22 protein-coding genes and 1 pseudogene are annotated in these 23,000 nt (G+C 66.1%); 21 read left to right on the forward strand and 2 right to left on the reverse strand.

All coding sequences use genetic code 11. The features are described from left to right. Positions 1–5: 5 nt before the first annotated feature. The 6 genes and pseudogenes from JS528_RS01010 (at position 6) to JS528_RS01030 (ending at position 6,272) form a co-directional block, all read left to right on the forward strand. Positions 6–1,352: a sensor histidine kinase gene (locus JS528_RS01010; RefSeq protein WP_214357237.1), complete on the forward strand. Its 1,347-nt coding sequence runs from the start codon at positions 6–8 to the stop codon at positions 1,350–1,352. Next, positions 1,349–2,050, forward strand: a complete 702-nt coding sequence (locus tag JS528_RS01015) for a response regulator transcription factor (protein ID WP_214357238.1) — start codon at positions 1,349–1,351, stop codon at positions 2,048–2,050. Before JS528_RS01010 ends, JS528_RS01015 begins: the two co-directional genes overlap by 4 nt. A 73-nt stretch (positions 2,051–2,123) precedes the next feature. Continuing rightward, positions 2,124–2,537, forward strand: a pseudogene (locus JS528_RS11455) (VOC family protein); the annotation flags it as partial. Next, positions 2,514–4,454: a TOTE conflict system archaeo-eukaryotic primase domain-containing protein gene (locus tag JS528_RS11760; RefSeq protein WP_420838169.1), complete on the forward strand. Its 1,941-nt coding sequence runs from the start codon at positions 2,514–2,516 to the stop codon at positions 4,452–4,454. The pseudogene JS528_RS11455 and the gene JS528_RS11760, both read left to right, overlap by 24 nt. Positions 4,455–4,541: 87 nt before the next feature. Beyond that, complete coding sequence (locus JS528_RS01025; RefSeq protein ID WP_214357240.1) at positions 4,542–5,579, forward strand: RNA helicase; 1,038 nt, start codon at positions 4,542–4,544, stop codon at positions 5,577–5,579. Positions 5,580–5,672: 93 nt separating this feature from the next. Then, entirely contained in the window at positions 5,673–6,272 is a 600-nt protein-coding gene (locus tag JS528_RS01030) for an NAD(P)H-dependent oxidoreductase (RefSeq protein WP_214357241.1), read from the forward strand. Positions 6,273–6,346: 74 nt separating this feature from the next. On the opposite strand, the gene JS528_RS01035 is transcribed toward JS528_RS01030, so the two are convergent. Further along, positions 6,347–7,882 carry a sensor histidine kinase gene (locus JS528_RS01035; protein ID WP_240541229.1) on the reverse strand — a complete coding sequence of 512 codons (1,536 nt, stop codon included), beginning with the start codon at positions 7,880–7,882 and terminating at the stop codon, positions 6,347–6,349. Beyond that, positions 7,879–8,547, reverse strand: coding sequence for a response regulator transcription factor (locus JS528_RS01040; RefSeq protein WP_214357242.1), 669 nt, complete (start codon positions 8,545–8,547; stop codon positions 7,879–7,881). The genes JS528_RS01035 and JS528_RS01040 overlap by 4 nt, the downstream gene beginning before the upstream one ends. A 215-nt stretch (positions 8,548–8,762) precedes the next feature. Here JS528_RS01040 and JS528_RS01045 point away from each other — a divergent pair, with 215 nt between their 5' ends. The 15 genes from JS528_RS01045 to JS528_RS01115 all read left to right on the forward strand — a co-directional run bounded on the left by JS528_RS01045 (position 8,763) and on the right by JS528_RS01115 (position 22,996). Beyond that, positions 8,763–9,647, forward strand: coding sequence for a hypothetical protein (locus tag JS528_RS01045; protein ID WP_214357243.1), 885 nt, complete (start codon positions 8,763–8,765; stop codon positions 9,645–9,647). 253 nt (positions 9,648–9,900) lie between these two features. After that, positions 9,901–10,770, forward strand: coding sequence for a hypothetical protein (locus JS528_RS01050; RefSeq protein ID WP_214357244.1), 870 nt, complete (start codon positions 9,901–9,903; stop codon positions 10,768–10,770). Positions 10,771–10,838: 68 nt separating this feature from the next. Then, on the forward strand, positions 10,839–11,972 hold the full coding sequence (locus JS528_RS01055; protein WP_214357245.1) for a peptidoglycan-binding protein: 1,134 nt from the start codon (positions 10,839–10,841) through the stop codon (positions 11,970–11,972). After that, positions 11,969–12,769 carry an ABC transporter ATP-binding protein gene (locus JS528_RS01060; protein WP_240541230.1) on the forward strand — a complete coding sequence of 267 codons (801 nt, stop codon included), beginning with the start codon at positions 11,969–11,971 and terminating at the stop codon, positions 12,767–12,769. Before JS528_RS01055 ends, JS528_RS01060 begins: the two co-directional genes overlap by 4 nt. Further along, complete coding sequence (locus JS528_RS01065; protein WP_214357246.1) at positions 12,766–13,995, forward strand: ABC transporter permease; 1,230 nt, start codon at positions 12,766–12,768, stop codon at positions 13,993–13,995. Before JS528_RS01060 ends, JS528_RS01065 begins: the two co-directional genes overlap by 4 nt. A 110-nt stretch (positions 13,996–14,105) precedes the next feature. Next, positions 14,106–16,193 carry a bifunctional indole-3-glycerol phosphate synthase/tryptophan synthase subunit beta gene (locus tag JS528_RS01070; RefSeq protein WP_214357247.1) on the forward strand — a complete coding sequence of 696 codons (2,088 nt, stop codon included), beginning with the start codon at positions 14,106–14,108 and terminating at the stop codon, positions 16,191–16,193. Between the two features lie 45 nt (positions 16,194–16,238). Then, positions 16,239–17,111 carry a tryptophan synthase subunit alpha gene (gene trpA, locus JS528_RS01075; RefSeq protein ID WP_214357248.1) on the forward strand — a complete coding sequence of 291 codons (873 nt, stop codon included), beginning with the start codon at positions 16,239–16,241 and terminating at the stop codon, positions 17,109–17,111. A gap of 109 nt (positions 17,112–17,220) precedes the next feature. After that, positions 17,221–18,150 (forward strand): prolipoprotein diacylglyceryl transferase, encoded by a 930-nt coding sequence (gene lgt / locus JS528_RS01080; RefSeq protein WP_214357249.1) that lies wholly within the window; start codon positions 17,221–17,223, stop codon positions 18,148–18,150. A gap of 62 nt (positions 18,151–18,212) precedes the next feature. Continuing rightward, the gene (gene rpe, locus JS528_RS01085; RefSeq protein WP_214357250.1) at positions 18,213–18,881 is read left to right on the forward strand and encodes a ribulose-phosphate 3-epimerase; all 669 of its coding nucleotides are present in this window, start codon (positions 18,213–18,215) and stop codon (positions 18,879–18,881) included. A 58-nt stretch (positions 18,882–18,939) separates the two neighbouring features. Then, the gene (locus JS528_RS01090; protein WP_214357251.1) at positions 18,940–19,203 is read left to right on the forward strand and encodes a phosphoribosyl-ATP diphosphatase; all 264 of its coding nucleotides are present in this window, start codon (positions 18,940–18,942) and stop codon (positions 19,201–19,203) included. A 91-nt stretch (positions 19,204–19,294) separates the two neighbouring features. Continuing rightward, entirely contained in the window at positions 19,295–20,146 is an 852-nt protein-coding gene (hisG, locus tag JS528_RS01095; RefSeq protein WP_214357252.1) for an ATP phosphoribosyltransferase, read from the forward strand. 26 nt (positions 20,147–20,172) lie between these two features. After that, positions 20,173–20,796, forward strand: a complete 624-nt coding sequence (locus tag JS528_RS01100; RefSeq protein ID WP_214357253.1) for a CDP-alcohol phosphatidyltransferase family protein — start codon at positions 20,173–20,175, stop codon at positions 20,794–20,796. Positions 20,797–20,809: 13 nt separating this feature from the next. Then, positions 20,810–21,793: a DUF881 domain-containing protein gene (locus JS528_RS01105; RefSeq protein ID WP_214357254.1), complete on the forward strand. Its 984-nt coding sequence runs from the start codon at positions 20,810–20,812 to the stop codon at positions 21,791–21,793. Beyond that, entirely contained in the window at positions 21,794–22,126 is a 333-nt protein-coding gene (locus JS528_RS01110) for a small basic family protein (RefSeq protein WP_214357255.1), read from the forward strand. Positions 22,127–22,144: 18 nt separating this feature from the next. Further along, positions 22,145–22,996, forward strand: a complete 852-nt coding sequence (locus JS528_RS01115) for a DUF881 domain-containing protein (protein ID WP_420838167.1) — start codon at positions 22,145–22,147, stop codon at positions 22,994–22,996. Positions 22,997–23,000: the final 4 nt, after the last annotated feature.

Consider the following 23,000-nt stretch of genomic DNA (forward strand, 5'->3'; position numbering starts at 1 on the left):
TCGACATGAAGGAGACATCGACGACGCGATCGGACACCGTATGGAACCGTCCGGCCGCGTTCTGGCGGTCGAACCCGGCCGCGCGCATGGCGATGCCGGTGCTGTGCCTGGTCTACGACGTGATGATGGTCACCCGGCTCGTGTTCGCCGGCAGTTCCGCCGATCCTGCCGCATGGGCGTTGACGCAGCGCGGCCGGTGGGGGCTGCCGCTGCTCGTCATCCTGTGCCTCGCCTCCGTCTCGGTACTGCCGCTGCGCACGCGGCGTCCGTTCGCGGTGCTGTGCTCGACATGCGCAACGTACCTGTGCGGATCGGCGTTCGCCGTGCAGCCGTATCTGTGGCCGCCGCTGTGCGTCGCCATGTACTGCTGCGCGGCGCTCGCCGACATGCCGCGCGCGTGCGCCGGCATCGTGCTGACGGCCGCGTCCCTGACGGCGGGCGCGTGGCTGTCGAACCCGTCCGTGGCCGGCGGCCTCGCCGCGACGATGCCGATGACGCTGCCCCTGGCGGCTGTCGTCTCGCTCGCGTCATGGTCGCGCGTCATGCGGACGCGTCGGGAGGACGCGGCGCGGATCGACGAGGCGAGGGCGAGGGCCGACGAGGCCGCGGCGCAACGCGACATGATGGAGGCGCGGGCGCGCCTGTCCGCCGAACTGCACGACAGCGTCGGACACGACCTGACGGCCATCATCGCGCTCGCCGAAGGGCTGAGGGCGGTCAACGGGGACGAGGCGCTGGACGAGGCGATCGACACGATCGCGACGCTCGGTCGTCAGGCGCTGGACGACACGAGAAGGGTGGCCCGCTCGCTCAACCCGGTGCGCCCCGCGGCGGCCGCGGGGGAGGCCGACGCCGGCGCGACGGGAGGGAAGCCGGCCGTCCACGGGTGGGATGACGTCGACCGGGTGCTGTCGACGGCGCGCGCGACCGGAATCACGGCCGTGCTGACCGAGACCGGCACGCGTCCGGCCGACGCGACGCAGGCGGACCTGTGCTTCACGGTCAGCCGCGAGGCGGTGACCAACGCGATGCGACACGGCCGCGACGTCACGTCGATCGTGGTGTCGTGGGACCATCATGCGGATGGTTCGATGACGGTCACGGTGCGCGATGACGGCGGGCGGCCGCATGGCTCCGGGGACGGCTCCCCCCGACCCGCCGCACGGGCGGTTCCCTCAGGGGAGGAGAGCCGGAACCATCATCATCCGTCTGACGGAGACGGGACCGGACTGGCGCGTCTGCGGGAACGCCTCGCACGGACCGGAGGCGCATTGGAGGCCGGGCCGTCGGACGACGGCGACGGTTGGACGTTGCGGGCGCAACTGCCCGTAACGATGAAAGGGGAACGATGAACGACGACGACCCCATCAGGGTGATGCTGGTCGACGACCAGCCGGCCACGAGACTCGGCTTCTCGATGATGATGAGCGTCGACCGGACGCTCAGGGTGGTCGCGCAGGCCGGCGACGGGCGGGAGGCGCTCGACCTGCTGCGCGCGATGCGCGACGAGGACCTGCCCGACGTGGTCCTCATGGACGTGCGCATGCCCGTCATGGACGGCATCGACGCCACGCGGCTCATCCGCGCGCGCTACCCGGGAACCCGGGTGCTCATCCTCACCACCTACGACGAGGACTCGTACGGCGGGCTCGACGCCGGCGCGAGCGGGTTCCTCCTCAAGGACGTGACCGCCGAGCAGCTGCGCCGCGCCGTCCACGCCGTGCACGACGGCGACGCGATCCTCACGCCGCGCCTCACCCGCGAGGTGCTCGAACACGGCGTGCCCCGCACGACGGGCGCCCCGGCCGCAGCCTCCGGTGCCGCGGGGTCGCCGGGCCGCGCGATGTTCGACGCTCTGACTCCGCGCGAACTCGACGTCGCCGCGCTCGTCGCCGAGGGTCTCACCAATGCGGAGATCGGCGAGCGTCTCATCATCCAACCCGACTCGGTCAAACGCACCGTCACGCGCGTCCTCGCCCGGCTCGGCATGCGCGACCGCGTGCAGATCGTCGTCGCTTGGTACAGGACCGGCATGCGCCACACGGTATGACACGCGGGACGGGGGACCGGACGGCATCCGAGACCCGACCGACGGCGTGCTGCGGACGCACTACAGTGGAGTCATGCTCGACCATCTGACGCTGCACGTGCGCGACATCGACCGTTCCGTCGCGTTCTACGCGAAGGCCCTCGCACCGCTCGGCTACGTCGTTAAGGCCCACCACGAGCCCACGCTCGGATTCGGCGTCGACGACGGCACCCCGCACTCCGACTTCTACCTGTCCCCGATGGGGGATCCCGCCGACCGAACCGATTCCGCCGGCCACGTCTCGGAGGCATCGACGGCATGCCCCGTCACGCACATCGCGTTCCTCGCCGTCGACGAGGATTCCGTACGCGCGTTCCACGCCGCGGCGCTCGCCGCCGGCGGACGCGACAACGGCGCGCCCGGCCCGCGCCCCTACCATCCCGGTTATTACTCCGCGTTCGTGCTCGACCCCGACGGCAACAACATCGAGGCCGTCACCGACTGGTCCGGCTGGTTCGGTCGCCCGGCACCACAGGAACATGAGAATCCGGAAGATGGAGGCTTGGATTCGAGAAGTATGTCCATCTCCAACACGGTGAAGACCACGGAATCCGATCTCAATGGCGACGGCCCTGTCACGGCACGCAGTCCATCCGCGCGGAAGATCAAGCTGTTCCGTTCCTTGTTCCGCGGGCGTGACGACGTATACGCTCACGGGTTCGTATCCAAGAAGACCGGTAAAACCGGATACGCGCCGGCGGCGTGGAACGAATGGAGTACCTTGCCGAACGGTAAACGCATCCCCACGCCGCCGGGACAGAAGCGCTACAAATCTCTGACCGACCGGGTGCTGCTCGATCACTTCACCAAACGGGACGATCGGCTCACTAACGTCGTCGGGCTTTATCCCCTGTCCCGAGAATCGAAGGTCTGGTTCCTCGTCATCGATTTCGATGGCGATGGCTGGCAGGATGAGATCAAGGTGGTCCGAGACGTCTGCGAACGGCACGGCATAGCGCCGGCAATAGAACGCTCGCGGTCCGGGAACGGCGGACACTTGTGGCTGTTTCTCTCCGAGAAGATGGACGCGGCGCAGGTACGTCGCATGGGGGACGCATTGCTGAATGAAGCGTCCGTTCTGACCCACATCAAGTTCCGATCCTACGACCGCATGTTCCCCAATCAGGATGTCCTGCCTGAGGGAGGATTCGGCAACCTGATCGCACTCCCACTGCAGCGCATGGCACGAGACAATGGCAACAGCGTCTTCGTCGGCGAACGATTTTTGCCATATCAGGATCAGTGGGCGTATCTCTCCTCGATCAAACGTATCACGCCAGAGCAGGTGCATGCCATCGCTGCTCTGGCGAAAACGGCGAACGACCCGCTGGGAGAGCCCGATGTCTCCGATGATTTCCCATCCCGGCCCTCCGGCACGTCGGAGAAGAATGATCATCGGCCATCGAGAGCCGTGGCGCATTCCCTTTCCGCAACGGATCTGCCACGGTCCGTCACCATCGTCGAACGGGGCATGCTCTCCGTTCCCAAAGACGGCATGACCCCAGCCGCGCTCAACGCGATACGCCGCCTCGCCGCGTTCTCCAACCCCGACTTCTACCGGGCCCAAGCCATGCGACAGCCCATCTACAACAAACCACGCATCATCTACCGCGGTGAGGAGACTGACGAAACTCTTCTCCTACCAAGAGGTTGCAAAGAGGCCCTGACCGCGCTGCTGGACCGTGTCGGGGCCACCGTGGACTATCACAACGAACGCAACCCAGGTGAACGGATACGGGTGGAATTCACAGGAACGCTTCGTGAACGCCAAAACGTTGCTGCACGAAGCATGCTGGCGCACGATGATGGCATACTCATCGCCCCGACGGGGTTCGGCAAAACCGTGATCGCGGCGGACCTTATCGCCGAGCGGAAAACCAACACGCTGATCATCCTGAGATCATCCGCACTGCTCGAACAATGGAGGGAACGGCTCGGACAATTCCTCGACATCACCGCCGCGCTGCCTCCCTTATTGACCGCAACCGGACGCGTCAGCCGGAGGAAACGACACGTCATCGGACAGATAGGAGCTGGACGCAACGAACCAAACGGCATCATCGACATCGCATTGTCGCAATCACTGTTCGACAGAGGCGACGTTCCCGGAGCCAAGCGCGTCAAGGACCTTATCGGACGTTACGGTATGATCATCTTCGACGAATGCCATCACGTGGCCTCCGTCGACACCGAAGCGATCGCACGTGCAACCGACGCCAAATACGTTTACGGATTCACCGGGACCCTGAAACGCGACGACGGCATGCAGCCCATCGTCACCATGCGATGCGGGCCGGTCCGCGACACCGTCGACGTCAACGAACACATGGAGACGCAGCGATTCTCCAGACGATACATACCGTGATTCACCCCAGTCAGCCTCGACCTCATCGAGCCATACACCTATCACGATTACCTTGAAGCCGCATGTGAAGACAAGGACCGCAATGACATGATTGTCGACGACGCCATGACGGTCATCAATGGGAACGGAACCCCACTGCTGCTCACCAAACGCATCGGACACGCGAAAGCACTCGCCGATGCCCTCCGGGAACGGGACTGCGACCATGTGATTCTCCTCTATGGCGCTGAAGCGAAGAAGGCCCGACACGACAAACTTGACCAGCTCAAGCATATTCCCGCGGAGGAAAGCCTCGCTGTCGTGGCGACAGGAAGCTACATCGGCGAAGGATTCGACTGCAAACGACTCGATACGCTCATACTCACAGCGCCCGTATCCGCGGAAACGGCGATCACCCAGTACCTCGGACGACTGCACCGAGATAATGACGGAAAACGGGAGGTGCGTGTCTACGACTACATCGACGTCGCCATCCCCATGGCTTCCAGTATGTACCGCAAGCGTTTGAAGACATACGTGGCGCAGGGGTACACGCCGATGATGCCGGACAGCAACGCCGATTCAATACGCCGGGCCAAGATGAAAGCCTTATCGGCACGCAAAAGCGCGCTTGCCGGAGCTGATGCACCGATCGAACACCATGAAGGGGATGAACCCATCCCCGTAATCAATGCGGACAGATTCCATACGGCATTCCGTAACGACATCAAGCGATGCCAACGGCGGATGACCATATGCGCCGGATACCTTACGCGCCATGCCATCGACCAATTGGCCGACGTGATTCTCGAAACAGCCGGCAGAGGGGTGACGATTGCCGTCAGCGTACGTATTTCACCCAAAACGACGGAAGCGTCACGCCTCCGGGCGGCGCACAACATGGATAGACTTCGTGCATTGGGGTGCACGGTGCAGGTCGTGGAAGCATGCAACGAGTTCGCCGTATTCGACGATGAACTCATCTGGTTCGGCACCATCGACTTATTGGGAACGCCCAAACCCGACGACCGCTCTCTACGATTCGCCAATACGGAGATCGCCGGGATGCTCATCGCAAGTACCGGCAAGAACGAAGGGAAAGGCCGAGCACAAGGAGGCGATCTTCACGCCATCCATCAGCTATGACCACGGATGGCCGATGTGATGGATGGAGGTTAGTACCGGGGATCGCATCCATAGATGTGCGCATTCCGTCCGGCGCGCGACGACAATGGAGACATGAGCAACGCACTGATCATCACTTCCAACCCCGAACACAACAGCCTCACCAACGCCGTCGGCAAAGCCTTCGCCGACGGCTACGCCGAACGGGGCGGCACCGCCGACGTCCTCGACCTGTACGAGGCCGGCTTCAACCCCGTCTACTCGTCCGCCGACCGCGCCCACTATCTGGGTCTCGGCCCGCTGCCGAAGGACGTGGCCGCCATCCAGGACCGTCTCGCCGCCGCCGACGCCATCGTCCTCGCCTTCCCCGTCTACTGGTACACGATGCCCGCCATGGTCAAGGGACTGTTCGACCGCGTCATCTGCCGCGGCTTCGCCTACAACGCCGACGGCACGCCCGGCGCGCTCGCCGGCAAGACGGTTCGCGTGATCCTCCTGACCGGCGGCACCGAGGACTGGTACGCGTCCGACGGGATCGGCGAGGCGCTCGACAACCAGATCCGCCGCCAGACGTTCATGAAGTACTGCGGCGTGGAGGACGTCGAGCTCGTCTACGTCGACGGCCTGTCGATGGGCGACGACGACCCGGCCAAGCGCGAGGCCGCCGCCCGTCACCTCGACCGCATCCGGGAGATGGGCGCCTCGCTCGCGTGAGCGCCGCCGTTTCCCCGTACCGCTTCATCCCGTCCGACCTCCCCGTCACCCGTAGGGGAGTCGGACGGGATTTCCTATGCCAAGGGGATGCCGTCGATTTCGGCGCGGAATCCGCGTTCCCCGTCCCGCGACAGGCGGAGACGCGCGCCCGTCGCGTCGCAGGCGGCGTCGGCGATGGACAGACCGAGTCCCACTCCGGAGACCGCGCTGATGCGGGAGTTCACGCCGCGGTGGAACGGCTGGACCAGCTCGTCCAGATCGTCCGGCAGTTGCTCGTCGGTGGTGTTCGCGACCGTCAGACGGATGCCATCGTCGTCGCGGGCAATCGCCACCGTGATCGAACCGCCGTCGTCCGTGTTGTGCATGACGGCGTTGCGGATGAGGTTGCCTACGGCGAGGCGCATCAGCGCCGGGTTCGCCTTCGCCGTGACCGCGGAATCGTCCTCGCCGTCCATGTCCGTCGTGACGGTGATGTTCCGGGATGCGATCCCGTCCTCCATGTCCGTCAGGGCGTCGCGCACGCATGCGGCGAGGTCCGTCCTTCCAGGCTGCGCGGTGACGTCGGCCATGTCGGCGGTCCCGGCGTCCTCGAGCTTGCCGTAGGCTCCGCTTTGGATGCGCGAGAGGGTCAGGAGCGCGCCGACCAGTTCGGCGCCGCGCCGGTTGGCGGCGAGCGCGCGGCGCACGGACGGCTCCACGTCTGAGGGGAAGCGCCCCTGTGCGAGGGGTGCGTCGAGGTTCGTTTCGACGGCGGCGATGGGCGTGCGCAGCTCGTGCGATGCGTTGGACACGAACCGTCGTTCCGCCTCGGAGGCGGCCTGGATGCGTTCGAGCATCCCGTTGATGGAGTCGCCGAGGCGCGTGACCTCGTCGTCGCCCCGCTTCACGTCGATGCGCGTGCCGAGGTCGGACGGGTCGAGCGCGGCGGTCTGGTCGCTGATGGATTTCAGACGTTTGGCCATGCGCGAGGTGACGATCCAGATGACGAGGATGCTGGCCGCTCCGAAGCACACGAAGATGATGGCGGCGCTGATGCGCAGCCCGTTGGCGACGGTGTCCTGGTTCCATACGGAGATGCCGTAGGGCGTGGTGATGGTGAACGATCCGTCGCCGCCCCAGTCGACGCGGTAGGGGTCGCCGTTGATCCGCCCGCTGGCGCTGCCCTCGTCCTTGCCTCCGCTCACGGAGCCGAGGAAGTCCGGGGCGTTCGCCCCCTGATGCGATCGGACCCATGCGTCGGGATCGGGGTTCGCGGACCATCCCTGCGAGAACAAGTAGTCGCCGTCGGCGGACGATGAGCCGTTCGCGTCGGACTTGTCCCCGTCCTGTCCGTTCTCGTAGGTGATGGTCATCGCGTAGGAGAACATGCCGTTGACGACGAGCGTCTGCACGAGGGTGGCCGATCCCAGGGCGATGAGGAACACGAGGCTGATGGCGAGCGTGAGCTTCGCGCGGAATGTTCTGGGACGGACCTTGTCGAACATGCGTGCGAACCATGCGGCGATGCGATGCCATGCGCGGAGGGGGAGACGGTCCGGCGTGCGGCTGCCGTCCGCGTCGGGGTCCGTTCCGTGTTCCATTGCGTCGATCCGGTCGTTCCTGTCGGTCATGCGAGCCGGTATCCTTCCCCTCGGGTGGAGACGATCAGGTCGCGGCCGCCGAGTTTGCGCCGCAGCGAGTACATGGTGGTCTTGATCGCGTCGGAGGGGTCGCCCAGACCGTCGCCGTCCCACACGCTCCGGTAGAGTTCGTCGACGCCGACGTAGCCGCCGTCGGCGCGCATGAGCTCCAGCAGCACGCCGTACTCCTTGGGGGTGAGTTTGACGAGCGTGCGCCCATGGTCGCGGAACACGAGCCGGCGCGTCGAATCGAGGGTGAGGTCGCCGCGCGTGAGGACCGCCTGCGTGGCGGAGCCCTTGCCGGCGCGGCGCTGCAGGGCGCGGATACGGGCGAGCAGCTCCGGGTAGGCGAACGGTTTGGTCAGATAGTCGTCGGCGCCCAGATCAAGCCCGCTGACCCGGTCGCTCACCTCGGCGGCCGCGGTGAGCATGATGACGGCGACGGGGATGCGGTTCGCGGCGATCGTCGCCATGACCGCGTCGCCGGAAAGGACCGGCAGGTCGCGGTCGAGCAGCACGATGTCGACGTCCGTGTCGGCGAGCGCCTGCAACGCCTCGACGCCGGTCGAAGCCACGCCGGTCGCGTACCCCTCGTACCGCAATGCGTCATCCAGCGCGGCGGACAGCTCGCGGTCGTCCTCGACCAGTATGCGCATGGTTCCTTGCTCCTTTCCGCGATTACTCCCCTTGAATCGGTTTCACCGACGGCTCCCCTCACGGAGGGGAGCCGATGTGTGGGCCCGGAACGGGGGAGCTCCCTTCCGTCATTGCCATTATCCTCCCGCCGCCAAGGTAAGGCGAGGGTAAGGGGGCCGCACACCCACGCGCCACCGCGGCCGGTGTTCGATGAAGATGGAAGGAGGAACGCATCATGATACGCATATCCGAAGGCGGACGCACCCGGTCGAGGACGACCATGCGTCTCATGGCCGTCATGACGGCGTCGGCGATGACGCTCGCGCTCGCCGCCTGCTCGTCGACCACCGCGACCGGGCAGGGGAACACGACGGGAGACTCCGGCGACGGGACCGTATCGTCGGCGCCCGGGAACACCGGGACGGACACCACGAACGGCTGCGCCGACGCCCCGGACGGGGCGGGCTGCGAAGCGGAGACGAGCTATCCGGTTACCACGGTCACGCGCCGGTTCGTCGCCTGCCTCGTCTCCAAGGGGTTCGACGCGCGCGTCGTGGGGGAGCGCAACGACCGGGTCGCGCTCCTGGAGATCGACGCGGCCGGCAACCCCAAGCAGCCCCGGCTCGTCGACAACGGCGACGGCACCCTCACCCGGGACTGGACCACCGACCCGAACCTGTACCCGAACATCATGTCCACAGGCACCATCAGCACGCTCAACGACGACTTCCCCTACGTCATCGCGCGCGACTCCGCCGACCTCGCCGGCTCCCCGTACGCGACCCAACAGCAGGACTACGCGGCATGCGAACAGGCCAACCCCGACTTCGCGCAAGGCGTGCAACGGTTCGACCCCGACGACGCGAACGCCCCACAGGAGGACAAGACGGCCGTGCTCGCCTTCGCCCGAGACGCCCGCGCCAAAGGCTTCGACTGGGTCGCCGACCCGACGGCCGACCGGCCGCTCGGCATCGTCATCCCCACCGACGTACCGGAGAGCGAGGTACGGCGCTTCCTCACGGAGTGCCAACCGGGCGACGCGCCGGTCGCCTACTCGTGGATCGGAGACTACCCGTACGACATCCACACCGTCATGCGCGAGTCGATCGACGCGCGCTGAGCCCGACGGACCACCGACCGCGTGTCCGCGTCGAGGAAACCCCGCATGCGCCCAAGGGCTCAACCGGCGCGGGCACGGGGCACGGAGACGGCGACAAGGCGGAAGGCCCCGGTAATCCGAAAGTAGGACGAAACGACACCGACACACCACGAACGCCACGGTTGGATAGACGTAACGGGGCACACGACACGCCAACCGACGCCCCACGAACGGGACGGCGCACAGCCCGCCCCACGCACCCAAGGAGGCATCCATGACCAACCGCACGAACCGAATCGCCGACAACACGACCGCAGCCCGGACGACGACACCCCTGCGACGCATCCTCGCCACGCTCGCCGCCGGCCTATGCCTCACCGCGCTCGCCGGCTGCACCTCGCCGTTCGCCACCGACACCGCCAACGGCTCCACCGAAACCGACGACGGCGACACCACCACACTCACCACCGACGCCACCGCCAAACGGTTCGTCGCATGCCTGACCGGCAAAGGCCTCGACGCACAAGCCGCCGCAGGACCCCCGACCCCTGACGCCAACGGCAAAACCAAAGCCCCCACCGTCAGGAACATGGTCGAACTACGCATGATCGACCGCTCCGGCAACCCCATCCAAACCAGCGGCGACGGCATGAGCGTCAGCACCGACGACACCACCCAGAAGCTCTACGCCAACGCCATGTACACCAGCCTCGAAGACAACACCGTCTGGGTCGCGTTCAAGGACTCCACCGCGCTCGCCGGCACCCCATACGAATCGAAACGCGCCGACTACGCCGACTGCGAGAAAACCAACCCCGACTTCACCCAACCCGCCCAGAACCTCACGGCCACCGGAACCACCATCACCGAAGACGACAAACGCTCCGCACTCGACTACGCCCGCAAAGCCCGCGCCAAAGGCTTCACCTGGGTCGCCGACCCGACCGGCGACGAACCCACCACGATCATCATCCCCAAAACCGTGGGGGAGAACGAACTCAAACGCTTCCTCAACGAATGCCCCATCGGCGACGCGCACATCGCCTACGGCTTCGACGGCACACCCGAGGAATTCGGCTACGACTACACCAAAACGATGAGCGAGGTCGACGGCTCGGCCACCTCATCCGTCACCGCCCAGTAGACGACGCGACACGCGCCGGCCCGACGCCCTCCCCAAGACGAAGGGCACGCACACGAAGGGAACCAGACATGACACGGACCGAAACACGCAGGATCGGACGGATATGCCGCGCCATCACCGCCGCCATCGCGCTCGCCGTCATCGCGGGGCTGGCCGCGGTGTGCGTCATCGCGAAACCGTGGACGCTCATCGGACGGATGACCGACACCGGTCGCACGGCGTCGGCCGCGAAAGTCGACGTGACCACCTTGCGCACCCAACCCGTCACCAAAGGCGTGCTCAACGCCGAGACACGGCTCGGAGGCACGCTCCAATACGACGACGCCTCCGACTTCCAACCGTCCACCGGAGTCATCACCCAGCTGCCCACGCCCGGCGCCGAAATCAACACCGGCCAGCAGGTGTATGAGATGGACGGCGTGCCCGTACCGCTTTTCCACGGCGCCCGCCCGTTCTGGCGCACCCTGCAGGTCGACGTGCCCGACGGGCCGGACGTGACCCAGCTGGAGGAGAACCTTCAGGAGCTCGGCTATTTCCGCGCCGCCCCCAACAGCCACTTCGACTGGCGCACCCGCGAGGCCGTGCGCCAGTGGCAGGCCAAGTCGCTGGGACTGAAAGGCGAGCAGATCACCGGCACGTTCGACCCGGGCTCGGTCGCGCTCGTCCCCACGGCACCGATCCGCATCAAGACCGTCACCGCCAAACTCGGCGACAAGGAGACCAGCCCCGGCAGCTACACCGGCACCGCCCTGCACGTCGAGGCCACGCTCACCGCCACGCAGGCCGCCACCTTCAAGGCCGGCGACAAGGTACGGGTCGTCATGCCGAACAACACGACCATCGACACCGCGCTCGCCGCCGTCGATCAGGGCGGGCAATCCACCGGCAAGGACGGACAGGTCACCTCGCCCTCCGCGCGCGTCGATTTCCCCGACCAATCCCAGGCGGCGAGCTTCGGCACCACCTCCGTGCAGCTCGTCATTCCCAACACGGCCGTCGCGAACGGAACGGCCACGGGGGAGTCGCTGATCGTGCCGGTGACCGCGATCATCGCCTCCGCCGGCAACACGTACGCGATCGACGTGGTGCGCGGCGACGGACTCAAACGCATTCCCGTCGAGATCGGACTCGTCGCGAATGCGCAGGCGCAGCTGACGAAGGCCGACGGTCTCAAGGAAGGCGACAAGGTGGTGGTGTCATGATGCGGGTCGATGCGACGACGATGACCATACCGCTGCCGGAGCCGCAAACGATGGCCGCGGCACCGCTCCTGACGCTGGAGCATGCGACGAAGAGCTATCCGGGACGTGACGGCGCCCCGTTGGAGATTCTGCACGAGACCTCCATCGCGATCGATCACGGCGAGCGGATCGCGATCGTGGGCCCGTCCGGCTCCGGCAAATCGACGCTGCTGTCCCTGCTCGGCACGCTCGACATGCCGTCGACCGGTACGCTGCGCTACGGCGGCGAGGATGTGGCGGCGATGGGGGAGCGTCGGCGGAGCATGCTGCGGGCCGCGCGCATCGGCTTCGTGTTTCAGCAGTTCCATCTCATCGCCACGGTGTCCGCGTTGGAGAACGTGACGACGGGGCTCCAGTACACGTCGGCGCCCCGGCGTTCGCGCAAGGACCTCGCCGCCGAGGCGCTGACACGGGTGGGATTGGGGGAGCGGCTGCACCACAAACCCCCTCAGCTCTCCGGAGGCGAACAGCAGCGCGTGGCCATCGCGCGAGCTCTGGCTAAACGGCCGGACATCATCTTCGCCGACGAACCGACCGGTGCGCTCGACACCGAGACCGGGCACGCGATCATCGACCTGTTGCTCGGAGCGTCGGATGACGGCGCGAGTCTCGTGGTCGTCACGCACGATCCGACCGTCGCCGCCCGCTTCCCACGACGGCTGCACATCCGGGACGGCATCGTGACGGAGCTGGCCGCGTCGGCGGAAGCGACGATGGAAACGACGGAGGGCGCGCAATCGAAGGAGACACGACCATGACCGCCACGAAGCACGACACGGGACGCTCCGGGCGACCGCTGGGCACGCGCATCGTGGATCTCCTGCACTCGGCGTGGATCGGCGCCATCGGCCGCCGATCGCGCACCGTGCTCGCGGCGCTGGGCATCGCACTCGGCGTCGCCGCGTACGTGGCCCTGTCGGGAATCTCCGCCTCGAACCAGTCGGCGCTGCTCGCCCGCCTCGACGCGCTCGGCGCGAACCTGCAGGTGGTCACCCCTGGACAGGACGCCTCGCAGAAGCAGATACCGCTGCCGCGGTACGCGCCGGAGACTCTCGCCCGGCAGCCGCAGGTCGAACGGGTGGGCGTCTTCGACACCCCGCCGGAGGGCGTGAAGATCTTCAAGAACGAGTTCGTGCCCAAATCCAACGGCAACGCGCTGGCGCTGGCGGTCATGCGCTCCGGCGCGCTCGACGCCCTCGGAGCGTCTCTGTCCCAGGGGCACGGCATCGACCGGCACAACGAAAGCCTGCCCGTCGCGGTCCTCGGCTCCGAGGCCGCCTACCGGCTCGGCGTGACCGGGGTGGGCGACCGCATCCTCATCGACGACGCATGGTACGGCGTCGTCGGAATCCTCGACCCCGTGCCGCAGGCGCAAAGCCTCGACTCGTCCGTGATCATCGGGTCGAAGGTCGCGAAGGTCCATTACCCGGACAAGGCGAAGACCATCGGGGCGATCAGCGCCATCTACGTGCGCACGAAACCCGGCGACGCGGAGGCACTGCGCCGCATGCTCGCCCACGCGGCGAACCTCACCGGATCGGGGGTCTCGGTCAACGCGTCCGCCGACCTGTCCGAGGCGCGCAACACCACCGACGACTCGCTGACCTCATTGGGGCTCATGATCGGTGTGATCGCGCTGGCCGTGGGCGGCATGAGCATCGCCAACATGATGATCGTCACCGTGATGGAGCGTCGCGGCGAGATCGGGCTGCGCCGCGCGCTCGGAGCCACGCCGGGATCCATCCGCATGCAGTTCGTCACCGAAGCCGCCATGCTCTCCGCGTTCGGCGGACTCGCCGGAATCGCGCTCGGCGCGGGGACGGCGATGGGGGTCGCGCTGTCCGCGAGTCAACCGGTCGCATTGGATTGGGGGTCGCTGCCGGCCGCCTGGGGCGCCGCCGTCCTCGTCGGCGTCGCCGCCGGCATCTACCCGGCCTCCCGTGCAGCACGACTCACCCCCACCGAGGCTCTGCGCGGCGAATAGCGGCCGAACGGCCGGAAACATGCCCGGAACGTGGAACGGCGCCTACGGTCAGCGCGACGGGTGCCTTATGGTGGCGCATGGTCAGACTTCAAGAACCACAAGGGAGGACCATGTCGGTACTGGACGAATTGGTGGCGGGCGCGCTGGAGGACCAGCGGACTCGTGAGCAGGCCGTGTCGTTGGAGGAAGTCAGGAAGGCCGCGTTGGCGGCGCCGGCCCCGATCGACGCGACCCGATGGCTCAAGCGTGCCGACGGCATCCCCGTGATCGCCGAGATCAAGCGCGCCTCCCCGTCCAAAGGCCATCTGAGCGACATCCCGGACCCGGCCGCGCTGGCCCGCGAATATGAGAAGGGCGGCGCGAGCGCGATCTCCGTGCTCACCGAGGGTCGCCGCTTCCTCGGATCCCTGGATGACCTCGACAAGGTCCGCACCGCCGTGCATATCCCGGTGCTGCGCAAGGACTTCATCGTCACCGACTACCAGATCTTCGAGGCTCGCGCCCACGGCGCCGATCTGGTGCTGCTCATCGTCGCCGCGCTCGACGACGCGAAGCTGAAGCACCTGCTCGACCTCGCGCACGAGCTGAAGATGACGGTGCTCGTCGAGACGCACACGCGCGAGGAGATCGAGCGCGCGATCGCGGCCGGCGCGAAGGTCATCGGCATCAACGCCCGCAACCTGAAGAACCTCAAGGTGGACGTCAACAAGTACGACGAGCTCGCGGCGAACCTGCCCGACGACGTCATCAGGGTGGCGGAATCCGGCGTCTTCGGCGCCGTCGAGGTCGAGGACTACGGACGCGCCGGCGCGGACGCCGTGCTGGTCGGCGAGGGCGTGGCCACCGCCGACGACCATGAACTTGCAGTGGAACGACTAGTGAAGGCAGGAGCAAGAGTGAAAGCATCCGAAACCACCCCGTTGAGCGAACACCACGGACCGTACTGGGGACAGTTCGGCGGGCGCTACGTGCCCGAGGCGCTGATCACCGCGCTGGACGAGCTGGAGCGCGTCTACGACGAGGCCAAGGCCGACCCCGAGTTCCACAAGGAGTTCATGACGCTCCAGCAGCGCTACGTGGGCCGCCCGAGCCCGCTGACCGAGGCTCCGCGCTTCTCGAAGCTGGTCTCCGAGAAGACCGGTCTCGACGCGCGCATCTTCCTCAAGCGCGAGGACCTCAACCACACCGGAGCGCACAAGATCAACAACGCGCTCGGCCAGGCCCTGCTCGTCAAGCGCATGGGCAAGACCCGCGTGATCGCCGAGACCGGCGCCGGCCAGCACGGCGTCGCCACCGCGACCGTGTGCGCCATGCTGGGCCTCAAGTGCCGCATCTACATGGGCCAGATCGACGCCCGCCGTCAGGCCCTCAACGTGGCCCGCATGCGCATGCTCGGCGCCGAGGTCGTCGAGGTCACCCTGGGCGACAAGATCCTCAAGGACGCCATCAACGAGGCCCTGCGCGACTGGGTCACCAACGTCAAGGACACCCACTACCTGCTCGGCACCGTCGCGGGCCCGCACCCGTTCCCGGAGATGGTGCGCGACTTCCAGAAGATCATCGGCGAGGAGGCCAAGCAGCAGCTGAAGGACTGGTACGGCATCGACCATCCGGATGCGGTGTGCGCGTGTGTGGGCGGCGGTTCCAACGCCATCGGCGTGATGAACGCCTTCCTCGACGACGAGCGCGTCAACCTGTACGGCTACGAGGCCGGCGGCAAGGGGCCGGAGACGGGCCGCCACGCCGTCCGCTTCGCCCCCGGCACCGGCCAGCTCGGCATGTTCCAGGGCGCCAAGAGCTACCTGCTCGAGACGGACGAGGGCCAGACCCTCGACACCTACTCGATCTCCGCCGGCCTCGATTACGCGTCCGTCGGCCCCGAGCACGCCTGGCTCAAGGACATCGGCCGCGTCAACTACTCGTGGGCCACCGACGACGAGGCGATGAACGCCTTCCGCGACCTGAGCCAGACCGAGGGCATCATCCCCGCCATCGAGAGTTCGCACGCGGTCGCCGGCGCATACAAGGCCGCCGCCGACCTCAAGGCCAAGGGCTACGACAAGGCCGTGATGATCGTCAACATCTCCGGCCGCGGCGACAAGGACATGGCCACCGCCGGCAAGTGGTTCGGCTACCTGACCGACGATCAGGCCAAGGCACTCGAGGTCACCGGCGCTCACGGGAACACCGTCGCCTGATCCGTCGGGAACCCAAGCTAAGGGAATAAGGAGATTGTGCAGATTATGACGAACACCGCAACCACGCCCTCCGGTCAGCCTCTGGGCATCAGCCACAAGCCCAGCCGCACCGAGGCCATGTTCGACAAGTTCAGGGCCGAGAACAAGCCGGCTTTCATCGGCTACCTGCCGTACGGCTTCCCCGATCCCGACACCTCGCTCGAGGCGTTCAGGACGATGGTCGAGCACGGCGTCGACGCCGTCGAGATCGGCCTGCCGTACTCCGACCCGGTGATGGACGGTCCGGTCATCCAGGCCGCGTCCTCCATCGCCCTCAACAACGGCGAGACCATCAGGCGCGTCTTCGAGGCCGTCGAGACGGTGGCCAACGCCGGCGGCGTGCCGCTGGTCATGAGCTACTGGAACCTCATCTACCACTACGGCGTCGAGCGTTTCGCCGCCGACTTCGAGAACGCCGGCGGCGCTGGTCTGATCACTCCGGATCTCATCCCGGACGAGGCGGGGGAGTGGATCGAGGCGTCCGACCGTCACGGGCTCGACCGCATCTTCCTGGTCTCCCCGGATTCGGCCGACGAACGTCTCGCGACCGTGGCGAGGAACGCCCGTGGCTTCGTGTACGCGGCCGCCCGCATGGGCGTCACCGGCGAACGCGCGAGCATCGACGCCTCTCCCGAGGTACTCGTCGAGCGCACCCGCAGGGCCGGGACGCGGAACGTGTGCGTCGGCATCGGCGTGTCCACCGCGGAGCAGGGCGCTAAGGTCGGCTCCTACGCGGATGGTGTCATCGTCGGCTCGGCGCTCGTTCACACGCTGCTCGCCGACGACAACAGGACCGCGCGCGACAAGGCCGAGGGCCTGAAGCTGCTCGCCGCCAAGAGCGAGGAGCTCGCCGCGGGCATCCACGGGGCTCGCGGCTGAGCGCGGTCGCGCATCAGCCGGGACCTCGATCCGCCATCGGAACCGGAAGCGGAACCACCGGAACGTGGGAATCCGCTGTCGGTCCCGATGGCGTGCGTAGGATGAAAGCATGAATCTCGCATATATCCCCTCGCCGTCGTTCTCCAAGTTCCAGATCGGCCCCGTGACCATCCGCATGTATGCGGTGTGTATCCTCATCGGCGTGTGCTTCGCCGTATGGATTCTCACCCGCAGGTGGAAGCGTGTGGGCGGCACCTTCGATCAGGTGCTCGACACCACGCTGGTCGCCGTGCCCTCGGGACTGGTCGGCGCGCGACTGTACCACGTGCTCACCACGCCGGACATGTATTTCCCGCCGAACGGCGACCCCGCCGACATCATCAAGGTGTGGGAGGGCGGCATGGCCATTTTCGGCGGCATCGGCGTCGGTGCGCTGGCCGCGTTCCTGTGGTGCCGCCACCGGCACTACCCGTTCGCGATGTTCGCCGACTGCCTCGCGCCGGGACTGCTCGTCGCCCAAGCGATCGGCAGACTCGGCAACTGGTTCAACCAGGAGCTGTTCGGCTGGCCGACGACCCTGCCGTGGGGGCTGAAGCTCAACGATTCGTCCGATGCGATCGGTCGTACCGAGGTTTGCTATCAGGGGACCGCCTGCCCCACCGGCACGCTGTTCCATCCCACGTTCCTGTACGAGATGATCTGGAACCTGATCGGCGCGGCACTCATCGTGTGGATCGGCCGTAGGTTCGCCGACCGACTCAAGGCCGGACAGCAGTTCGCCATGTACATGATGTGGTACGGTCTCGGCCGCACCTGGATCGAGAACGTGCGCATCAACTACTCGACCGTGATCCTGGGTCTGAGGACCAACGTGTGGACCGCGATCCTGGTCTTCCTGACTGGATGCGTGCTCTTCGTCGTGCTGCATCGCGTGGGCCGGGACACGAGCGAGCTGAGCGAACGTCTCGTCGCCGTCACCGCGGACGAACTCGAACGCCAGCGTCTCGACGAGGAACAACACGCAAAGAACAAGCGCTGAACTTTCGTCCACGCCGCCGATGGCGCGCGGCGCGGACCCGATTGATAGTAAGGTAAGGAACCATGAAGAAGATTGAAATCGCCCCCAGCATCCTGTCCGCCGACTTCTGCAACCTCGAGCGCGACCTCAAGGCCATCGCCAACGCCGATCTGGTCCACGTCGATGTGATGGACCATCACTTCGTCCCGAACCTGACCCTTGGCGAGCCGATCGTCAAGCGCATCTGCGAGGTCACCGATCTGCCGGTCGACGTCCACCTGATGATCGAGGACCCGGACCGTTGGGCCCCGGAGTACGCCCGTCTCGGCGCCTCCTCCGTGTCCTTCCACATGGGCGCCACCCACGCCCCGGTCCGTCTGGCCCGCCAGCTGCGCGACATGGGCTGCAAGGCATGCTTCGCCGTGCGCCCCGCCGAGCCGGTCGAGCCGATCTTCGACATTCTCGACGAGTTCGACATGATCCTCATCATGACCGTCGAGCCCGGCTTCGGCGGCCAGAAGTTCCTCGACAACCAGATGTCCAAGGTCCGTCGACTGCGCGACGAGATCACCCGCCGCGGTCTCGACACCAAGATCCAGGTCGACGGCGGCGTGAGCCCGAAGACCGCACACATCGTGGCCGAGGCCGGTGCCGACGTGCTTGTGGCCGGTTCCGCCGTGTACGGCGCCGAGGACCGCGCGGCCGCCATCGACTCCATCCGTGAGAAGGCCGCCGCCGCGTACCGCGACTGACGCCGACGCCCGGTCCAACCAATAACCGCAAATCATCAGAAAGCACCAACCACACATCATGAAGACGTTTGAATCGCTGTTCGCAGAACTGAGCGAGAAGGCCAAGACCCGTCCGGAAGGCTCCCTGACCGTCGAGGAGCTCGACAAGGGCACCCACTTCATCGGCAAGAAGATCGTCGAGGAGGCCTCCGAGACCTGGATCGCCGCCGAGTACGAGGGCGCGGACCGCACCGCCGAGGAGATGAGCCAGCTGCTCTACCACGTGCAGGTCATGATGATCAAGCACGGTCTGACCCTCGAGGACGTCTACAAGCACCTGTGACCGGTCGCCCGCGCGGATTGACCGTCTCCGCGCGGGCGTTCCGTCATCTTCTCGCCTTCAGTCATTTTTTCAGCGAAACAAGGGGGAAACCATGCTGAGAATCGCCGTGCCCAACAAGGGCATGCTGTCCGAGCCCGCCTGGAACATGCTGTCCGAGGCCGGGTACCGTCTGCGCACCAATTCGCGCCAGCTCGTCGTAGAGGATCCCGACAACGGCATCGAGCTGTTCTATCTGCGTCCGCTGGACATCGCCGTGTACGTCGGCCGCGGCACCATCGACTGCGGCATCACCGGTGAGGATCTGCTGAAGAACTCCGGCACCGAGGCGCTTGAGCACATGCCGCTCGGTTTCGGCGCCTCGACGTTCCGCTTCGCCGCCCCGAACGATTCCTCCTTCTCCAAGCTGGAGGACATCGACGGCAAGCGAGTCGCGACCTCCTTCGACAAGCTCGTCCACGACTACCTGGTCGATCATGGCATCAGCGCCGAGACCATCCACCTGGACGGTGCGGTCGAATCCTCGGTGCAGCTCGGCGTGGCCGACCTGATCGCCGACGTGGTGTCCACCGGCACCACGCTGCGCAACGCGGGTCTGCGCATCTTCGCCGACCCGATCATGCACTCCGAGGCCTGCCTGATCCGCTCGCCGCGCCTCGACCCGAAGGACGAGAGACTCACCATCCTGAGCCGTCGTCTCGAAGGCGTGCTCACCGCGCAGCGCTACGTGCTCATGGACTACGACATCCCGGTCTCCAAGGTCTCCGCCGCCGTCGCCGCGGCCCCCGGCTTCGAGAGCCCGACGATCTCCCCGCTGCACGACAAGCAGTGGAACGCCGTGCGCGTCATGGTGCCGAAGGCGCAGGTCAATCAGATCATGGACAAGCTCTACGAGGTGGGCGCCCGCGGCATCATCGTGACCGCGCTGCAGGCATCCCGCATGTAGCGAGTGCGTGTACACTGAACCGAAGTATGACCGAACACAACGCCACTTCACGCTACAGCCCGGAGGCAAGGGACATCTATCTGACCGTCCCGAACGTCATCAGTCTCCTGCGCATCATCTCGATTCCGTTCATCGCATGGCTGATGGCGCGGCACGAGATGGTGCCGGCGCTGATCGTGCTCGCGGTGTCCTCCGCCTCGGACGGCATCGACGGCATCCTCGCACGCAAGCTCAATCAGGTGAGCAAGATCGGCCAGATCCTCGATCCCATGGCCGATCGTCTGCTCATCTTCTGCTCGGTCCTCGCCCTCGGCATCGCCGGCATCATTCCGTGGTGGATGCTCATCGTCATCGGCCTGCGTGACCTGCTGATGGCGGTGCAGGTGCTGTGGATAGCGCAGTACGGCTATGGCCCTCTGCCGGTGCATTTCGTCGGTAAGGCCGGCACGGCCCTGCTCATGATGACCATCGTCGCATTGACGGTGGCCGATCTCGGAACGGGGTCGATGTTCCGTCTGCTGCATCTCGCGGCGCTGGCCACCGGCATCTGGGGCATCGCCATGTACTGGCTCGCCGGATACATCTACTTCCGGCAGGGCATCACCGTGCTGCGTCAGGAACTGCCGCATCGCGAGCGCGGTCGGGCGTGAGCGGGACGTGCCGATGAATGAATACGAACCGATGCCGGCGTCCTATCCGGCGGACGAATCGCAGTCCGTACCGCGGCGTCGTTCGGCGTTCTCGCGCACGTACCGCGGATTGATCTCGCATCATCCCTCCGCTCGACTCGACATCAGCGAGGGGGAGCGTGAACGTCGTCGGCGTGTCCGTCAGGACGAATCGCTGCGCCTCATCGACGATCTGACGAATCGTCCCCTCGACCCCATCTATCTGGATTCGAACCTCGCCACGCACCGGGAGTCCACGTTCTCGAAATGGGCGACGCGCATCTTCTGCTTCGTCGTGTGCATCGGCGTCGGTTTTCTCGGCAGCCTGTTCGTCCAACAACTGCACGCCGACCCGCGCAAGGAGGTGCGCGCCTCCCTCGCCTCGCAGCTGCAGACGTCGCAAAGCAGCGTGGAGACGCTCACCGGGGAGATCAACGATCTGCGTGCCAAGGTGGAACGGCAATCGAAGAGGCTCGACATCACCGGGGCCAGCAAGATCGTGCTCAACGACGAAATGGCCAGCGGACAGATCAAAGTGACGGGGGAGGGCATCACGTTGACCGTGTCCAACCCGATCGCCGCCGCCAACGACGGCTCCAGCGGCTCGCTGCCGCGTGAGAGCGCCGGCTCGTACCTTCGCGTCGTGACGGACGGCGATCTGCAGCAACTGGTGTCGTTGCTGTGGCAGTCGGGAGCCGAGGCGATCTCCATCAACGGTCATCGGCTCGGCGTCCAGACCTCGATCCGCACCGCCGGCGGCACCATCCTCATCGGTCTCGACGCGGTATCCAGCCCGTATCGGATCGAGGCGATCGGCAACAAGGCGGATCTGGCCGCGGCCATGGACCAACGGCGTCTGGGCGCTCTCTACGACGCCTACGAGGACGCGGGCATCACATTGCAGGTCAAACAGTCGAAGACGCTTACACTGGAGGCGGCGGTTGTTGGCGATCTCAACTACGCAAGGAGGGTTGAATAGATGGCAGCGGTTCTCGGTCTGATCATCGGCGTGGTGATCGGCGTATTCGTCCAGCCCGACATTCCCGTGTGGGTGCAGCCGTATCTGCCGATCATGGTCGTCGCGGCGCTGGACGCGTTGCTCGGCGCCGCACGCGCCTATTTCGAGCGTCGGTTCTCCGATCGGGTGTTCATCATCTCGTTCTTCGCCAACGTGGTCACCGCCACGCTGCTCGTTCTGCTCGGCAATCAGCTCGGCGTCGGCTCGCAGCTGCAGACCGCCGTCATCGTCGTGCTCGGCATCCGCATCTTCTCCAACGTCTCGGCCATCCGCCGATTCATCTTCCGAAGCTGAGCGGGGAGCGTGACGAGCATGGCGGGAACAAGACGGGACAAGAGCGGCGCCGGAGACGACGGGCGCGAGAACACCATATCCCGGATGGAGGCGCGCGCCAAGGCCGAGGAACGCAACGACGACCTCGCCACCGGGTCCTTCCCTCAGGTGAGAAGGAACGGCTCGGGCAAGCGGTCGGTGAACGGCTCCGGACTCAAGGCGAAGCTCCTGTCGTCCACACTGGTGGTGCTCATGTGTGCGCTGCTGGGATTCGGGTACATGACGCAGATCAACAACACCCAATCCACCTACGAGACGCTGAGCGAGGACGAACTCGTCCGATTGATCAACGAGACCAGCAACCAGGCTCAGCTGCTCGAACAGCGCAAGAACGAATTGTCCAGTCAGCTTTCGAGCCTCAAGGCGGCCGCCGACCAGCGTGAGCAGGCCGAGAAGATCGCCAAGCAGAACGAGGAGACCAGCGGCATCATCTCCGGCAGATTGCCGGCACAGGGGCAGGGCGTGGTCATCACCATCACGAAGGGGAGCAAGGACATCGACGCCGCCACGTTGTTCACCCTCATCGAGGAGCTGCGCAACGCGGGGGCCGAGGTCATCTCCGTGGGGGATGTGCGCGTCATCACCTCCACGTCGATCACCAGCAGGGACGAACAGCTGCTGTGCGACGGCGTCGTTCTGGACACGCCGTACGTCATCCGTGCGATCGGCAACCCCGGCGACCTGCAGAACGCCGTCAACATCGCCGGCGGCGTGGGATCCAGACTGAAGGTCATGTACGGGTCGCGCGTCACCGTCGTCCAATCCGACGACGTCGTCATCAACGCAGTGCGTGGCACAACCACATACGATTACGCAAAGAATGTAGAATGAGGAG

Source organism: Bifidobacterium santillanense (genome assembly GCF_018555385.1).
Taxonomy (GTDB): domain Bacteria; phylum Actinomycetota; class Actinomycetes; order Actinomycetales; family Bifidobacteriaceae; genus Bifidobacterium; species Bifidobacterium santillanense.